Source organism: Alistipes sp. AM16-43 (assembly GCF_003435745.1).
GTDB classification, from domain to species: Bacteria; Bacteroidota; Bacteroidia; order Bacteroidales; family Rikenellaceae; genus Alistipes; species Alistipes onderdonkii.
In genome coordinates this window covers 241,663-259,078 of sequence record NZ_QTUQ01000004.1, presented here as the reverse complement: position 1 = coordinate 259,078, position 17,416 = coordinate 241,663, and the positions used below count along the sequence as shown (strand labels likewise).

Below are 17,416 nucleotides of genomic sequence, written 5' to 3'. Positions count from 1 at the left end.
CTTGCTATATTCGCGTCAAAACTAACCGAAAACAGACCGGGCTATGATTACTTTCCTGGGGTGCCTGGCGCTCCTCGTGGCAGCATATTTCACCTACGGACGCTATCTCGAACGCCTGTGCGGCGTGGATGTTGCGCGGCCTGTGCCTTCGGCCACGTCGTTCGACGGGGTGGATTATATCCCGATGCCGATGTGGAGGACTTTCCTCATACAACTGCTCAATATCGCGGGGTTGGGGCCGATCTTCGGTGCCGTACTGGGCGCGGCATACGGCCCCGTGGCATTCTTGTGGATCACCTTCGGCGGTATCTTCATGGGGGCGGCGCACGACTTCATCGCCGGGATCGTCTCGCTGCGCAGCAACGGTGCGAGTTTGCCCGAGACTGTCGGCACCTACCTCGGGCCGGGGGTAAAGCAGCTTATGCGGGTCTTTTCCGTGGGACTGATGGTGCTCGTCGGTGCCGTCTTCCTGTCGCAGCCCGCTCAGCTGATCGCCAACCGTATCGACGCCCCGGCACTGTCGGGGATTGCCTTCGGCGGGTTCTCCTGGTTGCTACTCATCATTCTGGGTGTTATCCTGATCTATTATATCGTGGCGACATTGCTGCCCGTGGACAAGATCATCGGCCGTATCTATCCGGTTTTCGGCTGCGCACTGCTTTTCATGGCGCTGGGAATCCTCGCTGTGCTGCTTTTCAGCGGTAAATACACGATCCCAGAGTTTACCTCCCTGGAAAATTGCATCGCCGATCCGGAGCGGTTTCCGATCCTGCCGATGCTCTTTACGACCATCGCCTGCGGCGCTATTTCGGGCTTCCATGCGACCCAGTCGCCGCTGATGGCACGCTGCCTGCGCTCCGAACGGCAGGCCCGCCCCGTGTTTTACGGCGCCATGATCTCCGAGAGCATCATCGCGCTGATATGGGCGGCCATCGCCATGGCCTTCTGGAACGGTGCCTCCGGGCTGAATGCCGCGATTGCGGAATATGGCGGGCAGGCGGCCGTGATGGTCGATGTCATCGCCCGCACTACGCTGGGCGAAGTGCTGGCCGGACTGGTGATTTTCGGGGTCGTGGCCTGCGCCATCACCTCGGGCGATACGGCGTTCCGTTCGGCACGGCTGATCGTGGCCGATTTCATGGGGCTCGAACAGCGCAGCCTGCGCAAGCGAATCTATATCAGCATCCCGCTCTTCGCTGCGGGGCTGGTCATTATTTTCTGCCTGCCGTTCGAGGCCATGTGGAGCTATTTCGCATGGATGAACCAGACACTGGCGATGGTCACGCTGTGGATGATTACGGCCTACCTAAACAAACGGGGCCGTAACCGCTGGGTGGGGCTCCTGCCGGCGCTGGTCATGACCTACGTCTGCATGTCCTATGTCTTTATATCGCCGCTTATGTGCGGCATGCGCGACCGGGCAGCGGCCTACCTGCTGGGCGGCGCGCTGACACTCGCTATACTGATAACCATGATTTTTAAAATGCGCCGCGATGCAAAAAGCATATCTTAACCCCACGCCCGACCAGACTTTCGAAATCGTCGGCGACGGGCCGTATAATTTCACCAGGGTTTTGGCACACACCCGTGAGCTGGAGGCCGCCGGGAATGTCGAAGATGCCTGCAATGAACGTTACCAGGCATTCCAGCGGCTTGCGGGGTTGCTGCCCGAGGACGAAGAGATCAACCTCGAATGGAGCCACCGCAATTCGCAGGCTGCGCTCGAACTGATCCGTGCCTCGGCCATCGACCACTTCCTGATCAACGATTTCGAGATGTCTGCGGCACTGCTGGAGATGCTCCTGGAGCTGGATCCCGAAGACCACCTCGAGGGGAGCGAACTGCTGGCGTTCGATTACCTGGCGATGGACGAGCAGGAGTTGTTCGACGAGGTGATAAACGACGTTTCGGACAAATGTGCCAGCCGCGGGATATTGCTGCTTTGGTCGGCATTCCGCCGTGACGGGAAATTCCCCGAAGGGGAGTTGCTGCATTTCAAGACACGGTTTGCGCCTTTCTTCCGGGAATTTACGGCCGCGGAACACCCTGCCGACGATGCTTACCTGCGCGATATCGAAAGCGAACGCCCCTCCGTGCAGGCGCAGGCGCGCGAACTTTGGTTGCAGACCGAGAACCTGTGGGTATTGTGGCCCGGGTTTATCGCTGCGCTGCAGGCTGCGCAGTAGGCCGCAGGTGTGTCCGCTATTCTTCGCAGGCTTCGGCAGGGCGGGGTTGTTGCCGACTGCGATCCGCATAGGCCATGCGACGTTTGAAATGTCCTTCGGTGGCGCGTTTGTAGCCCTCGGTGTGCTTCTCTTGGTATAGGCTGGCAGGTGCCCGGTTCCCCGTGCGAGCCCGTTGCGCTTATTTCTCTTTTTTGTTACGAACCAGCTCTTTGAAGCAGTGCCGGCAGATGGCTTCGTAGGAGTCCGTTTCACCCAGTACGACCAGCTTTTCGTCCTGTGTGAGGCGGTGCGAGTGATGGGCAAGGTTGCCGCAGCGGACGCAGATGGCGTGTACCTTGGTGACATATTCGGCCGTGGCCATCAGCGCTGGCATCGGCCCGAAGGGTTTGCCGGTGTAGTCCATGTCCAGCCCTGCGACGATGACCCGCACGCCGCTGTCGGCCAGCTCGCGGCAGACCTCGACGATGCTCTCGTCGAAGAATTGCGCTTCGTCGATGCCCACGACGTCGACCTCCGAGGTCATCAGCAGGATGTTGCGCGGCGAGTCGACCGGCGTGGAGCGGATGGCGTTGGCGTCGTGCGAGACCACCTCCTCTTCCGAATAGCGTACGTCGATGCGGGGTTTGAATATCTCGACTTTCTGGTTTGCGTACCTGGCGCGTTTGAGGCGGCGTATCAGCTCCTCGGTCTTACCCGAGAACATCGAGCCGCAGATCACTTCGATCCAGCCCTTGCGGCTGGCATTTTCCAAAAACATAAGTTCCCAATCGTGTTTCTTAATCTTGTTTCAGTCCTGTTCCCCGCTGCGGCGCTGCAGTTTGGCTTCCCTCTTATTCGCAGTCGTCGATGCGGGTAATCCGTGCGCCGAGGGCGTTCAGACGCCCGTCGATGTCCTTGTAGCCGCGGTCGATCTGGTCGATGTTCTGGATCGTCGAAACCCCTTCGGCCGACATGGCGGCGATCAGCAGCGCCACACCCGCACGTATGTCGGGCGAGGTCATGCGCGTGGCCCGCAGGCGGATGCGGTGGTCGTGACCGATGACCGTGGCACGGTGCGGGTCGCAGAGGATGATCTGCGCCCCCATGTCGATCAGCTTGTCGACGAAGAACAGGCGGCTTTCGAACATCTTCTGGTGGATCAGCACGGCGCCTTTGGCCTGCGTCGCCACCACGAGGAAGATCGACAGCAGGTCGGGTGTAAGCCCCGGCCACGGGGCGTCGGCGATCGTCATGATCGACCCGTCGAGGAAGGTGTCGATGCTGTAATGTTCCTGCTGCGGGATATAGATGTCGTCGTCGTGCTGCTCGAAACGGATGCCCATGCGGGCGAACTGCGCCGGGATGATGCCCAGGTTCTCGAACGATACGTTGCGGATCGTCAGTTCCGACTGGTTCATGGCGGCCATGCCGATGAAGCTGCCCACCTCGATCATGTCGGGCAGCAGCGTGTGCTCCGTGCCGCCGAGCGACTCGACGCCCTCGATGGTCAGCAGGTTCGAGGCGATGCCCGAGATGCGTGCGCCCATACGGTTGAGCATCTTGCACAACTGTTGCAGGTAGGGTTCGCAAGCGGCGTTATAGATCGTCGTGAAGCCCTTGGCCATCACGGCGGCCATCACGATGTTGGCCGTACCGGTCACCGATGCTTCGTCCAGCAGCATGTAGGTTCCTTTCAACTCGGGGCCCTCGACCATGAAAAATTCGTCGGCGATGTCGAAATTGAACTTCGCACCCAGCTTCTGGAACCCGAGGAAATGGGTGTCCAGCCTCCTCCGGCCGATTTTGTCGCCGCCGGGTTTGGGGATGTAACCCACGCCGAAGCGCGCCAGCATGGGGCCGATGAGCATCACCGAGCCGCGCAGGCGCGTGCAGCGTTGCCGGTAGTCCTCCGTGCGGAGGTAGTCGAAATCTATTTCGCGGGCGCAAAAACTGTATGTATCCTCCGCGAGTTGTTCGACCTCGACGCCCATGCGCCGCAGCAGTTCGATGAGCTGCATGACGTCGAGGATCTGGGGAATGTTGTGCACCGTGACCCGTTCGGGGGTCAGCAGCGTGGCGCAGAGTATCTGCAACGCTTCGTTCTTGGCGCCCTGGGGCGTGATGCTGCCATGGAGCCGATGGCCTCCTTCGACTTTGAAAATCGCCATAATCCGTGAAAATTAACGGCAGGAACCGTTTCCCGCCGTAAGCCGCCCCTTGTCGTGCGGACATGCCCCGTGCGGGCATGCTGCTTTGCCGGCGGCCACTCTCTCGTTGACAAAGATAAAAAGATTTCATGCTTTTTACCCGGCTTTTTGAAATATTTTCTTGAAAAATTTTTGCGGATAACTTTTTTGTTGTACTTTTGCAATCCGTAAAAATGTCTGAAACAACAAAAATTATATAGCTATGGCAATGAAGAGAACTTACCAGCCCTCGCGCCGGAAGAGAATCAACAAGCACGGTTTCCGCAGCCGTATGGCTACGGCGAACGGCCGCAAGGTGCTGGCTGCACGTCGCGCAAAAGGTCGCAAGAAGCTGACCGTATCGGACGAGTCGACGTTCAAGTACGCTTAATTCCTGCGGGAAAATGACTAAGAGGTCGGCTTTCGTGCCGGCCTTTTTTATTGGTTCAGATGATGCTGACGATACGATGGGCCTGTGAGGCCGATTGCGCCCTGATACGCCGCCTTGCCGACGAGGTGTTCCCTGCGACCTACCGCGGGATCATCACCCCGTCGCAGATGGAGTATATGATGGAGTGGATGTACGGGGCGGAGGTGCTTGCGCGCGAGATGTGCGGGGAGTTCGCCTGGTTCATCGCCTCGGCCGACGGCGAACCGTGCGGTTACCTTTCGGTGCAGCACGAGGCCGAAGACCTTTTCCATTTGCAGAAAATCTATGTCCTTCCCCGCTTCCAGGGAATCGGCGCCGGGGAATTCCTGTTCCGCCATGCCGTGGAATATATCCGTTCGGTGCATCCTGCGCCTTGCCGCATGGAGCTGAACGTCAACCGCAACAACCGGGCGCTGCACTTTTACGAGCGGATGGGGATGCGCAAACTGCGCGAAGGCGATTTCCCGATCGGTGACGGATATTATATGAACGACTATATCATGGGGTTGGATATAAAGTAGGGCCGGCGCGTCGCTGCTGCGGTTCGCAAGATAAAAACGGATGCCTTTGTGGGTGTCCGTTTTTTCGCTTGGAGGCCGGTCGCAGGTGATTTGGCGCGGCTCTTGGCCCCTCCCGGGCTGCCGGAGTCTTCGGTGGCGGGGCTGTTGCCCGATGCCGGCATCAGGCTCCCCTGATGCCGGGGCGCGCTATCTGGCTGCGTTGCCTCCGGAACGGCCTATTTCGCCGTGTCGGTCTTGAACAGGTCGATTTCTCCGCGTTCGACTTTGCCGTACATGTCTGCCAGGTTGGCGATGACGGGCGAGATGTATTCGAGCGTGTCGGTGACGGCCTGCTTGTCACCCTCGCCCTTGATGCGGTAAAGCATCGCCGCGTAGAGTGCCCGGAAACAGAGTTCCGTGTCGTTCATGCCGGGATTGCCCACGACGGCGCGCAGACGAGGCAACTCGGGCTCCAGTTTCGCGTAGGTCTGGCGGTAATGTTCGCCGACGGGCAGCTTCATCAATTGCAGGTGCAGGTCGTGCAGGTCGCCGATCAGGTGGAGCGTATGCTCCAGGTGCCCTTTCTCGTCCTTGCCTTCCTGGTGCAGGAGGTTGGCGATGTCCATGTACCACAGCAGGTAGACGTGCTTCTGCTCCTCGGCGATGTCCTTGCGGGGGGCGATCAGCGTCGAGAAGATCGCCTCGGGGCTGAATTGCAGCGCCCGTAGCAGGTCTTCCAACTGCCAGAGGTAAAGGATGTATTCGGCGATGTTCTCCCGCCGCTTGACCTGTGCTATATCCATGTCGTATGCGTTTTTTTGTGTAACCTGTCGTGTGCTTTCGTGCAGGAAGCGGTTATGTGTTTTTTTCTGCAAAAAAGCAATCTCGAGTACCTTTGGGTGACAAAAGGTGGCTAAAATCATCTGCAAGCCGTTTTGGCGGAGTGTTCGCGGTTTTTTCCCGAACGGTTCCAAACGGCTGCGCTTTCCGCCCGCCTGCTCCGGGCGCCCGTTGCCGCGTCTGCTTTTATCCCGCTGCAAACGGAATGCAGGGATTTATACGTAGCCGTTATTTAATCCACTTCTGCGGCCCCGTGCGGTGCTTGAGAAAGTATTGTTGTGATTTGAGCAGGTTGCGTGATTGCAGCACCATGTTTTTGGTTTCGGTGAGGATCGTCAGGTACAACATGCTGGCCTTGGTATTCGAGCGGGCTTCGTTGATGCGCGAGAGCTCCGATTTAATGGCTTCGGCGATCGACTCGAACAACTGGTCGCGCAGCGTGAGCACCATCTCGATTTCGGAGAAATCGCCGTCGCGCAGCATCTGGTTGATATGGCGGTAGATCGACTCCACGTCGTCGTTGATTGACATGAGGTCTTTGGCCTGCTCCTTCGAAAGCCCTTCGTGGTTGTTGTCGATGTGCTCGAACGCCGGACGCGTGATGTGCATCAGCGCCTTGGTCATTTCGTTGAGGTAGTCGACCACCTGTACGTAGTAGTGGGCCGTGTTGACATCGCTGCTCTGGAGTTTCTTGAGGGTGGGGAGCAGCGTGTATTTGCGCTCGCGCGACTGGTAGAAGAGGTCGTTCGACTCTTTGACCATGTCGCGCAGCACCTTGCGGTTCTCCTTGAATACGGCGATCAGCGTACGGTCATAGATCTTTGTCGCCGACTCCATCGTACGGCATACTTCGTCGCGCAGGTTGATGATGATGTCTTCCGTGCTCTGGGATTTCACCCCGGCTGCGGCTGGGGCGGCGGATGTCTTGCCTTTCTTGAGGAAATTGCTGTGGATGAGCATGTAGCCGCAGAGTACCGTGACGATAACGAAGGCCATCGTGCCGCCGTAGATCAGGGCAAGTCCGACGACGAAGGCGATCAGGAATCCGCCCAGCGCCGTGATGAACCACCCGGCGATGACGGTCATGACGCCAGAGATGCGGTACACGGCGCTTTCGCGGCCCCATGCGCGGTCTGCGAGCGACGAACCCATGGCTACCATGAAGCAGACATAGGTGGTCGAAAGGGGGAGTTTGAGCGAGGTGGCTATGGCGATCAGCATGGCCGAGGTTGTGAGGTTGACCGTAGCGCGTATCATGTCGTAGGGGGCGCCGCTATGTTCGATGTCCTCGTATTCAAAACGGCGTGAGACGGCTGCCCGTACGCGTGCGGGGATGATCCGTTCGATGCCGGCGTTGATATTGAGCGCTGCGCGGACAATCGTACGGGACATGACCGACGAACCGTACTGCTCGGGGCCTTCGTCTTCCTGCGCTGCGGAGAGCGACAACTCGGTTTCGGAGACGTGCATGGCCTTTTTCGAAGTCCAGAGCGTGAGGATCATCATCGCCCCTGCGGCAAGCAGAATCAGGAAATTGGCCGGGACGTTTTCCGAGAGTGCCCCCATCATCATCTGCGGGTCACCCGAATGCTTGGCGATCGAGAAGGCGTCGAATCCGGCGACGGGTACGCCGATGAAATTCACCAGGTCGTTGCCCGCGAAAGCCAGTGCCAGGGCGAACGTCCCCGACAGGATCGTGATGCGCAGGATGTTGATCTTGAACCGCTGGATGAAGAACAGCAGCACGGAGCATGCCACCCAGCAGATGAAGAGCGACAGCAGCAGGTGCCGGTCGACCATTCCGACGAAGGCATTGTCCGCAAGCAGCGATTTGAGTCCTTTGAAGACTGCGAAATAGATGATCGCCGTAAGCGATGCGCCGCACCACAACGACCCGAAGCGGCGGAAGATCACCGTATAGCGGAACGAGAAGATCGTACGCGAAACATACATGACGATCGTACCGCAGGTGAAGGCGATTACCACCGACAGCAGGATTGCCGAAACGATGCCCATGGCGCGGGAGGTGTTGATGAAATGCCCGAGCGAACCGACGCCCAGCGCGGGGTCGTTCGAGATCTTGTAGATCGACACGGCGATGGCCGAGCCCAGCAGGCAGAAGATCAGCGAGACGGTGGTCGAGGTGGGCAGTCCCCACGAGTTGTAGAGATCCAGCAGGATAATGTTGGCGAACATCACGCCCAGGTATAACATCATGACCTCGTGGAATGTGAACAGTCCGGGATTGAACATGCCGCTTCGGGCCACTTCCATCATGCCGCTCGAGGTGACTACGCCGACGATAATGCCGACAGAGGCGACGGTGAGGATGACCCGCATCGAAGCGGCCTTGGAGCCGATGGCAGAGTTGAGGAAATTGACTGCGTCGTTCGTGACGCCGACGAAAAGACCTGAAATGGCGAGGATTCCCAGAATAACTACGATTACGGTGTAGATTTCGCTCATGTGAGGATTTAGTGCAAATTGTGAACAAATTTACGCCATTTTTTCCGACGAAGCGGTTTTGACACCGAATTGTTAACATTAATTTAACATGAGGCGGCTCTGTTCGTTGCGGCCGCGCGGGATATGCCGGGATGCCGGGCGGATTGGGGGCATACGCCATACCGCAGGGCGTGCGGAGCACCGGTGGGCGGAGGCGGGGACTGCCGGTTCCCGGACGGCGAAAAAGGGCGGGCATAATTGCCCGCCCTTGCCCGGAAGGGGGATTGCCCTCCCGCTGTATTTCTCCGCTGCCGGGGATTATTCGTCGTCGGTATCGGTGTAGGCCTTCAGCAGCTTGTCCTGCACGTCGGCCGGCACCTGCTCGTAGGACGAGAATTTCATGGTATAGGTGGCCGAGCCCGACGTCAGCGACGAGAGTGTCGTCGAGTAGCGGTACAGCTCAGCCAGCGGAACCAGGGCGTTCAGACGGTCGAAGCCCTTGTCGGACTCCATTCCGGCGATCATCGCACGGCGGTTCTGCAAGTCGGACATCACGGCGCCCATGTAGTCGCTCGGGACGAGTATCTCGACATTGTAGATCGGCTCCATGATCTTGGGCCCCGCGTTGCGGAAAGCCTCCTTGAAGGCGTTGCGCGCCGCCAGTTTGAAGGAGATTTCGTTCGAATCCACCGGGTGCATCTTTCCGTCGTATACCACCACGCGGATGTCGCGGGCGTAGGAACCCGTCAGCGGGCCTTCGTCCATCTTCTCCATGATACCCTTCAGGATGGCGGGCATGAAGCGTGCGTCGATGGCGCCGCCCACGATCGCCGAGTAGAATTGCAATTTGCCGCCCCATGCCAGGTCGTATTCTTCCTTGGTCTTGGGGTTCACGATCATGTCGCCCTTGCCGGGAACCTTGTAGTTCTTGGGCTCGGGCATGCCGTCGTAGTAGGGTTCGATGATCATATGCACCTCGCCGAACTGCCCGGCACCGCCCGATTGTTTCTTGTGGCGGTAATCGGCCTGCGCAACCTTGGTGATGGTCTCGCGGTAGGGGATTTTCGGTGCGATATAGTCGTAGGAGAGCTTGTTCTCCTTCTCGATGCGTGTGCGCAGAATATTCAGGTGGTGTTCTCCCTGACCCTGGATGATGGTCTGTTTCAGTTCTTTGGAGTATTCGACCAGAATCGTCGGGTCTTCGAACTTGGCGTCGTTCAAGACTTTGCCCAGTTTCTCTTCGTCGCTCTGCTCCTTGGCCTTCACGGCGGCGCGGTAGCGCGGTTCGGGGAAGACGATGGGTTCGATGCTGACCGGTGCCGAAGGAGCCGAGAGCGTGTCGTTGGTGCGGGTGCCCTTGAGCTTCACCGTGCAGCCGATATCGCCGGCCGACAGCTCCGTGACCTTGATGCGGTTCTTGCCCGCCACGGCGAACAACTGCGAAATCTTCTCCTTGTTGCCCGTGCGGGTATTTACCAGTTCGGTGCCCTCGGCGATCCTGCCGCGAATGACGCGGAAATAGGTGATCTCGCCGATATGCTGTTCGACCTGGCTCTTGAATACGAACGCCACGGCGGGTGCCGTCTCGTCGGCGGCGATCTCCTCGCCCTCGGTCGAGAGGAAACACGGAGCCTTCAGCGGGCCGGGTGCCACGTTGATGATGAATTCCATCAGGCGCTTGGTGCCGATGTCGCGCTTGCCGCTGGTGCAGAAGATCGGCATCACCTCGCGTTTCGAAACGCCGATTTTCAGACCCGCACGAATGTCGTCCTGCGTGAGTGTACCTTTGTCGAAGTAGAGCTCCATGAGCGCCTCGTCGTGTTCGGCGGCCATTTCGACCAGCTCCTTGTTCAGTTCCTGCGCCTTGTCTATCTCCTCGGCGGGGATCTCCAGTTCCTCGCGGTGTCCGTCATTGTCCTTGAAGCGGTACATCTTCATCAGCAGCACGTCGATGAAGGCGTTGAATTCCGGCCCCTGATTGACGGGGTATTGTACGATGACGGGCTTCACGCGCGATGCGGCCCTGATCGACTCGATCGTGGCTTCGAAATTGGCTTTCTCGGCGTCGAGCTGGTTCACCACGCCGATGACGGGTTTTTTCAGCAGGCGTGCATAGCGGGCCTGGATTTCGCTGCCGACCTCCCAGCCGTTTTGTGCGTTGAACAGGAATACGCCGACGTCTCCCACCTTGAATGCCGAGAAGAGGCTCCCGCAGAAGTCGTCCGAGCCCGGGCAGTCGATGATGTTCAGCTTGCGATCCATGAATTCGGTGAAGAGGATCGTGGAATAGATCGAGCGTTTGTATTCGTGCTCGATATCCGTGTTGTCCGAGAGCGTGTTGTTCGCCTCGATACTACCCCTGCGGTCGATGACCTTACCCTCAAAGGCCATCGCTTCGGCAAGGGTAGTTTTTCCCGTGCCGGGCGCCCCGATGAGTACGATGTTTTTGATTTCTTTTGCTGAATAGTTTTTCATATTCCCGTATGGTTTTAAGGTTTTGCGGTGGTGCGGGGCATCGTCGGGAGTACTTCGCGGAGCCGGGTTCCCGGAACGGAAAGTCGTGCTGCGGAGCATTTTCCGATTAGCCGACTATAAATATACAAAAAAATCGGGATAACCAAACGGCGACACGAAAAAATCGCCCTCAGGAGGCGATTTTACGGTCGAAAAGCGGGAGGTCGACCCAGGTGAGCTTTTTCCACACCCATTCGACGGGGCCGTGCGTATGGCGCCGCAGCCAGAGGCGGCAGAAGAGATACTGAACCAGGATGATCCCCACGCCCGCCAGCGTGCCGTATATCACGTCCACGTGGCGGTAAAGCCCCAGCCCCCAGTTGTAGAAGAGCGCCGTCCCGAGCAGCGATTGCAGCAGGTAGTTGGTCAGGCTCATGCGCCCGAAGAAGGTCATGCCGTGCAGTGCCCGGCGGAACCCCGGCCAGCCGTACCACAGCAGGACGACCGTCGAGACGATCGCCGTGGCCGTCATCAGGTTGCGCATCGCTTCGAACGGTACGAGCCACGTGCCCGTGATGCCCACGGCCAGCAGCCCGCCCCAGATGTGTCTGTGCTGCCCTTCGTCGTAGAAGAGCCGGTAGCGGCCGGCCAGCATGCCCAATACGAACATCAGCAGCGTCTGCGTGCCTCGGCCGTGTTCCAGTCCCCAGCCGAACGAACTGAGCGGGCCGTAGAGCAGGCTCACGCGGGCGCTCTCGGCGAAGGTGCCCGTGGCGAGGGTGGGATAGAGGGTCTCCATGCCTTCGATGCCGCGGATCGAGAGTGTATGTCCGCTGAAATACTGCCAGAGTTCGAGCGGCTGGATGAAAAGCAGGGCCGCGATGACCCACACCCATCGGTTGGGGAGCTTGCCGATGGGAATCATCAGCAGCCCGAAAAGGGCGTAGTAGGTCAGCACGTCGCCGTTGTAGATCGCCGCGTTGACCAGCCCGATGCCGAACAGCAGCACCATGCGCCATGCGAAGCGCCGCGAAAAGTCGTTGCCCCGCTGTGCCTGGTTGTCGCTCTGGATGAAGAAGCTCAGCCCGAACAGCAATGCGAAGATGGCGTACATCTTGCCCGAAAGCAGGAATCCCAGCGCGTCGGCCACGGGCTGTTCCCAGCTGCCGAATCCGGCGCGGGGCAGGTCGAGGGCGCTCCAGTAGAGGTTGAAATGCTCGCGGGCGTGGAACAGGATGATCCCTGCCACGGCGATGCCGCGCAGTGCGTCGGCCACTTCGATACGGGTGTTGGGGCGGTTTGTCGTGCGGTACATGGGATATTGCGGGGTTTGGGGTTGCTTGGCAGTGGTTCGTTGTCGCCGTAAGCTGTATGTTCCGGGTTGCCGGGGCGTTTCCTAATATATGTCGTTGCCGGTTATTTCCATTCCGGTCAGCCGGAAGAGCGGCAGGCACAGTTCCCGGATACCGTGTCCGCACCATCGGTCGACGAGGTGGCATTGTCCGTTCGGATTTACTCCCGGGATCCATTGCGAGCCGTCGAAATCCATTAGGTCTTTGTCTGTCGTACTCATTAGCCAGTAGCCGGCCTTTTGCAACCGGGCCATGTACTCCAGCCATGCCTGCCGAGGGTTTTGCTCTCGTCTGCCGCGATTTTTCCGGACTCGTAACCGCTTGCCCCGCCGGCTGTTTTCCTGCGGAGGGTGATTCCGTTACCGTTTTTCTCCATCCTCACGACGACGGGATTGCCGATTGTCCGCAGCCAGAGGAAGCGTACCCGGCTCCCGTTGGCGGCCTGCCGCAGGGGCGCCTCGCCCGTTGCACGAATTGCGGTGATCAGGAGCGGAAACAATAATAAAACGGACTTCATGACGGAACGTGTTGGAGGTGGCCGGCGGTTGCTCAGGGGATCACCCCCGTCAGTGCCTCGACGGCACGGCGGCCTTCGTCGCCCAGCGAGAGCGAATATCCGTTCACGAAGAGCGCGATATGCGCGTCGATTACCTTGTCATCCAGCTCCTGTGCGTGCTGTTTTATATAGGTGCGCGAAGCTTCGGGATGGGTGAAGGCGTATTCGATGCTCGTGCGCAGCAGACGTTCGGCCTCGTGCCGCACCTCGTCCGGCAGGCTGCGCCGGGCTGCGATCCCGCCCAGCGGCAGCGGCAGCGCCGTCCGCTGTTCCCACAGTTGCCCGAGGTCGGCGACCAGTTCCAGTTCCCGCTCACGGTAGACGAAACGGCCCTCATGGATAAGCACTCCGGCGTCGAAATCGCCCCGCTCGACGGCCGCCGCGATTCGGGAGAAGAGCAGCGGTGTACACTCCTCGATTTGGGGGAAGAGTTTGCCCATCAGGGCATTGGCCGTTGTGTGCAGCCCCGGGACGGCCACGCGGCGTATCGGCCGCGTATCGCCTGCGCGGCGTACCAGCAACGGCCCGTTGCCGCGTCCGAGTGCCGCACCGCTGTCGAGCAGCGCGTAATGTTCCGCGATGGCGGGCAGTACGGCGCAACTTATCTTGCTGATGTCGGCACGTCCCAGCCCGGCACCGCGGTTCAGCTCTTCGATGTCGTGGTATTCGACCTCGAAGCGCAGGCTGCCCGTGTCGATGCGCCTGTTAACGAGCGCGTCGAACATGAAAGTGTCGTTCGGGCAGGGCGAGATATGCAGCTTCAGCCTCACCGTTTTTGCGCCTCGGTGATGTTGCGGGCGTTTTTCTCGTTGTCGCTGCGGTTGCGCTTACCCCCGAAACGACCCAGCAGCCATCCGGCGGCAAAAGTCAGCACGAGGACGATGATGTCGATAAATACGTTGGCCAGCCACCGCTGGATGGCGGGGGCGAATTGCCAGACCAGGATGAAGACGACCAGTATCAGGATCAGTCCCGCCCAGAGCATCCAATTTTTATTCATTGTTTTCGAATATTTGGTTTAACTTTTCCGTCAGGTTCCCGACGGCCTCCTCCACAGCCCACTGGCCAAAGGGTTCGCCGACGTAGTTCGACACGGCACGTATCTGGCAGCACGCGACGCCCAGCGCGTCGCATACGGCGAAAAAGGCTGCGCCTTCCATGTTCTCCACTTCCGGCAGGTACCCTTCCGACGTGTTCTCCGGGTTTCCTTCCGGCGTCTGGCGTTGGGTGCCGTCCGCTGCGTGTCCCGCCCTGTCGTCTGCCGTAAATCCGGGGTGCGGCTCCGCGAATCCGGCGTCCCCTGCCGCGTGCCCGGTGCCTTCCGCCGCGCTTTTCGGCCCGTCCTTTGCCGCGGCTCCGTCGCCCGAACGGCTGACGGTGACCCCGGCTGCAAGGGGCAGCCCCAGGTCGGGGCCCGAGGTCTCGTATTTGCGGGCGTAACGCTCGGGGATGCCCGCTATGCGTTCGGTGACCACTTCAACCACCTCGCCGCGCCGCAATGTCCGGTCACAGGCGCCGGCAATGCCGGCCAGCACCACCAACTGCGGCTTTTTGGCTTTCACGGCGCGCAGCGTCGCCGCCGCGATTTCGGCCATGCCCACCCCGCCGACGAATACCGGGTCGCGGGGCTCGGTGAGGATGAATGCCTTGGCCTCCTCGATGGTCGGGAAAATGAAAATCCGTTTCACCTTACCGGCCTACGACTGCTTCGAGCTCCTCGACCGTGACGGGTATCTTCTTGTCGCCCAGCATACGGCTCCCGCTCTCCGTCACAAGGATGTCGTCCTCGATGCGGATGCCGCCGAAGTCGCGGTAGCCCTCCAGGGCGTCGTAATCGACGATCCCCTTGTAAAGGCCCTCGGCCCGGCATTTGTCGATCAGCGCCGGGATGAAGTAGAGCCCCGGTTCGTCGGTCATTACTGTCCCCGGTTCGAGGCGCCACGCCGCACGGTAAATGCAGGTCGCGGACTTGGCGGCGCGTTGGGCGATCGAGGAGAAGTCGAAGCTCCGCTCGCCCATCGCCTCGCAGTCGTGCACGTCCATGCCCAGCCCGTGTCCCAGCCCGTGGGGCATGAACATCGTCATGGCACCCGCGGCCACGGCGTCGGCCGCCGATCCCTTGATCAGCCCTATTCCGGCAAGCCCTTCGGCCAGCGTCGTGTAGGCGGCGTTGTGTATCTCGGAGTACATCATGTGCGGTTTGACGATGTTGGCCACATGGTCGTGTGCCGCCAGCACGATGTTGTAGACATCCTTCTGTTTCTGCGTGAATTTCCCGCTTACGGGGTAGGTGCGGGTGTGGTCGGAGCAGTAGTTGTCGACCGTTTCGCTGCCCGCGTCGCACAGCAGCAGACGCCCCTCTTCCAGTACGCCGTCGGCGTTGAGGTTGTGCAGCGTTTCGCCGTGCTGCGAGACGATCGACGGGAACGACACGCCCGAACCGTAGGATTTGGCGACGCCTTCGATGGCGCCCGCGATTTCGCGCTCGACGACGCCCGGGCGGCACATCTTCATGGCCAGCGTGTGCATCTTGTAGCCGATTTGGAACGCGCGCTCCATCTCTTCGATCTCCTCGGCGCTCTTTTTCTCGCGCATTTCGGCCACGGCGAACATCAGGTCTACCGACTTGTAGTCGTGCAGCAGTGCGGGTTTGATACCCAGCAGCGACGACAGCCAAAGCTTTGTCTCTCCGCGGTAAGGGGGCAGGAAATGGATTTTGCGCCCCAGCGAAATGGCTTTGCGGAGCCGTTTCTCGAGTTCGGAGAGGGGATATGTCGCTGCGATGCCGACCTTTGCGCCCAGCTCGCGCAACGTGGGCTGCGGGCCTGTCCAGATGATGTCCTCGACCGTGAAATCGTCGCCGTAGAGTGCCTCTTCGCCCGTGTCGGCGTCGATCAGGCCCGCCAGCGAGGGGACGTTCAGCCCGAAATAGTAGAGGAACGACGAATCCTGCCGGAAGTAGTAGGCGTTGTTCGGGTAATTATTGGGTGACAGGGGGTTGCCCGGGAACAGGACGATGCCCGATCCGATTTTGGTGCGCAGCATGTTGCGGCGCGCGGCGTAGGTTTTTGCTGAGAACATATGCGTAGTGTATTTGATTTCCGATAATCCGTATTTCGTTTCCGGGGACGGTTTCCCGCGCCTTTTGCAGGGTTACATATCCCACCTTTTACAAAAATAGTAAAAATATGGCAAGCCCGTTCCCCGGCGGGTTTATTTTTTGTGGAGGGCGATGGCCCGGAGCGGAAGGCTTTCGCCGCTCCGCCGCAGCCCGGCGGCTTTGCCCGGGGCGGTTGCCCCGCCGCCCTGCTGTCCGGGCGGAGCCGGGCCGTTCCGCTGCACCCCGCTTCCTTCGTCAGAATTCGATGGCGGCACCCGTTTCGCCCACCGTGACGGTAACTTCGCGCCCCATGTAGAGCGCCACATTGGGGTCTTCGTGCCCCGCGGGCAGGCCGAAGACGACCGGGATTCCCAGCGGCCGCACGTATTGCGCAACGATGTCGTAGGGGTCGGTGATGCCGAAATGTTTTTGTCCGGCCATGTCGGAAAAATGCCCGACGAGGATGGCTTTGCATTTGGCGAGCTTTCCGCTCCGGGCGAGTTGCTGCATCATGCGGTCGAGGCGGTACATGTGTTCGCCGACCTCCTCGATGAAGAGCACCGCGGGGGCGTCGAAGTCGGGTTCCTCGGGTGTGCCGAGCGACGAGCAGACGATCGCCAGGTTGCCGCCCGTGAGGCGTCCGCGGGCCGTGCCCGGGCTGTTGAGCGGGTGAGGGTCGGTGTCGATACGCTGCCGCAGTCCCAGCAGTGCACTGCGCAGCGCTTCGTCGGAGACGATCGATTCGGGGGCCTCGTCGCGGCCGAAGCGGAACTTGCCCGGCATGGTGGCATGGAGGCTCTCAACGCCCAGCCGTCCCAGTGCCAGGTGGAGCATTGTCACGTCGCTAAACCCGACGATCCATTTTGGCTGCTCGCGCAGGCGGTCGAGGTCGATGAGCGGCAGCAGCCGTACCGAGCCGTACCCGCCCTGGAAGCTGACGATGGCTTTCACGCCGGGATCGTCGATCATCGCCTGCAGGTCGGCGGCGCGCTGGGCATCGGTGCCTGCGAAATAGGGTTGCTCGCGGTCGGCGGTATGCGGCCCGAACTTAACCTTCAGGCCCCACGATTCGAAGCGCTCGCGCACTTTTGCCGTGTCGGCCTTCTCCGACAGTTTCCGCGCCGGGGTGACGATGCCCACCGTGTCGCCGGGCCGCAGGTAGGGCGGGCGGATGAATTGCGTCCGGGCGGATGGTTGTGCGGTGTCGGGGTGCAGTGTAGGGGGTGTCTCCGCGCCGGTTGCGTGCGGGGTGCAGATCGATGCATTGTCGGTTTGCAGAGCGGCCGTTGCACGTTGTACCGTATCGGAGGGTGAAGGCGGGGTTTGTCGTGCGGGCGCCATCCCGATGCAGGAGAACAGGACGGCGAGGAGCAAGGGGTATTTCATGC

16 protein-coding genes are annotated in these 17,416 nt (G+C 60.2%); 4 read left to right on the top strand and 12 right to left on the bottom strand.

All coding sequences use genetic code 11. The features are described 5' to 3' along the window. Nucleotides 1-43: 43 nt before the first annotated feature. Together DW189_RS09590 and DW189_RS09585 are read left to right on the top strand one after the other, a co-directional pair. On the top strand, nt 44-1,513 hold the full coding sequence (locus DW189_RS09590; RefSeq protein WP_117507796.1) for a carbon starvation protein A: 1,470 nt from the start codon (nt 44-46) through the stop codon (nt 1,511-1,513). Then, nucleotides 1,494-2,186, top strand: a complete 693-nt coding sequence (locus DW189_RS09585) for a tetratricopeptide repeat protein (RefSeq protein ID WP_117507794.1) — start codon at nt 1,494-1,496, stop codon at nt 2,184-2,186. The genes DW189_RS09590 and DW189_RS09585 overlap by 20 nt, the downstream gene beginning before the upstream one ends. A gap of 178 nt (nt 2,187-2,364) precedes the next feature. Here the strand turns inward: DW189_RS09585 and DW189_RS09580 are convergent, their stop codons facing one another. Both DW189_RS09580 and murA read right to left on the bottom strand, forming a co-directional pair. Further along, complete coding sequence (locus DW189_RS09580) at nt 2,365-2,943, bottom strand: thymidine kinase (protein ID WP_117507792.1); 579 nt, start codon at nt 2,941-2,943, stop codon at nt 2,365-2,367. Between the two features lie 73 nt (nt 2,944-3,016). Continuing rightward, nucleotides 3,017-4,333 carry a UDP-N-acetylglucosamine 1-carboxyvinyltransferase gene (murA, locus tag DW189_RS09575; protein ID WP_117507790.1) on the bottom strand — a complete coding sequence of 439 codons (1,317 nt, stop codon included), beginning with the start codon at nt 4,331-4,333 and terminating at the stop codon, nt 3,017-3,019. Between the two features lie 247 nt (nt 4,334-4,580). Here murA and rpmH point away from each other — a divergent pair, with 247 nt between their 5' ends. Continuing rightward, the gene (gene rpmH / locus DW189_RS09570; RefSeq protein WP_018696309.1) at nt 4,581-4,742 is read left to right on the top strand and encodes a 50S ribosomal protein L34; all 162 of its coding nucleotides are present in this window, start codon (nt 4,581-4,583) and stop codon (nt 4,740-4,742) included. Between the two features lie 62 nt (nt 4,743-4,804). Continuing rightward, nucleotides 4,805-5,302, top strand: a complete 498-nt coding sequence (locus DW189_RS09565; RefSeq protein ID WP_055202345.1) for a GNAT family N-acetyltransferase — start codon at nt 4,805-4,807, stop codon at nt 5,300-5,302. A 215-nt stretch (nt 5,303-5,517) separates the two neighbouring features. On the opposite strand, the gene DW189_RS09560 is transcribed toward DW189_RS09565, so the two are convergent. The 10 genes from DW189_RS09560 to DW189_RS09515 all read right to left on the bottom strand — a co-directional run bounded on the left by DW189_RS09560 (nt 5,518) and on the right by DW189_RS09515 (nt 17,414). Next, nucleotides 5,518-6,084, bottom strand: a complete 567-nt coding sequence (locus DW189_RS09560; RefSeq protein WP_117507788.1) for a DUF4924 family protein — start codon at nt 6,082-6,084, stop codon at nt 5,518-5,520. A 265-nt stretch (nt 6,085-6,349) separates the two neighbouring features. Then, nucleotides 6,350-8,587, bottom strand: a complete 2,238-nt coding sequence (locus tag DW189_RS09555) for an inorganic phosphate transporter (protein WP_117507786.1) — start codon at nt 8,585-8,587, stop codon at nt 6,350-6,352. A gap of 297 nt (nt 8,588-8,884) precedes the next feature. Next, nucleotides 8,885-11,041: an elongation factor G gene (locus DW189_RS09550; RefSeq protein ID WP_117507784.1), complete on the bottom strand. Its 2,157-nt coding sequence runs from the start codon at nt 11,039-11,041 to the stop codon at nt 8,885-8,887. A 169-nt stretch (nt 11,042-11,210) separates the two neighbouring features. Further along, entirely contained in the window at nt 11,211-12,335 is a 1,125-nt protein-coding gene (locus DW189_RS09545; RefSeq protein WP_117507783.1) for a DUF418 domain-containing protein, read from the bottom strand. Between the two features lie 81 nt (nt 12,336-12,416). Next, nucleotides 12,417-12,593 (bottom strand): hypothetical protein, encoded by a 177-nt coding sequence (locus tag DW189_RS14450; RefSeq protein WP_153919712.1) that lies wholly within the window; start codon nt 12,591-12,593, stop codon nt 12,417-12,419. A 328-nt stretch (nt 12,594-12,921) separates the two neighbouring features. Beyond that, nucleotides 12,922-13,698 carry a 1,4-dihydroxy-6-naphthoate synthase gene (locus DW189_RS09535; protein ID WP_117507779.1) on the bottom strand — a complete coding sequence of 259 codons (777 nt, stop codon included), beginning with the start codon at nt 13,696-13,698 and terminating at the stop codon, nt 12,922-12,924. Further along, nucleotides 13,695-13,928 (bottom strand): hypothetical protein, encoded by a 234-nt coding sequence (locus DW189_RS09530; RefSeq protein ID WP_055202212.1) that lies wholly within the window; start codon nt 13,926-13,928, stop codon nt 13,695-13,697. Before DW189_RS09530 ends, DW189_RS09535 begins: the two co-directional genes overlap by 4 nt. After that, the gene (locus DW189_RS09525; protein WP_117507777.1) at nt 13,921-14,616 is read right to left on the bottom strand and encodes a phosphorylase; all 696 of its coding nucleotides are present in this window, start codon (nt 14,614-14,616) and stop codon (nt 13,921-13,923) included. Before DW189_RS09525 ends, DW189_RS09530 begins: the two co-directional genes overlap by 8 nt. Nucleotide 14,617: 1 nt before the next feature. After that, entirely contained in the window at nt 14,618-16,009 is a 1,392-nt protein-coding gene (locus tag DW189_RS09520; protein ID WP_117507775.1) for an aminopeptidase P family protein, read from the bottom strand. Nucleotides 16,010-16,283: 274 nt separating this feature from the next. Then, the gene (locus DW189_RS09515) at nt 16,284-17,414 is read right to left on the bottom strand and encodes an LD-carboxypeptidase (protein WP_232045725.1); all 1,131 of its coding nucleotides are present in this window, start codon (nt 17,412-17,414) and stop codon (nt 16,284-16,286) included. Between the last annotated feature and the right edge of the window lie 2 nt (nt 17,415-17,416).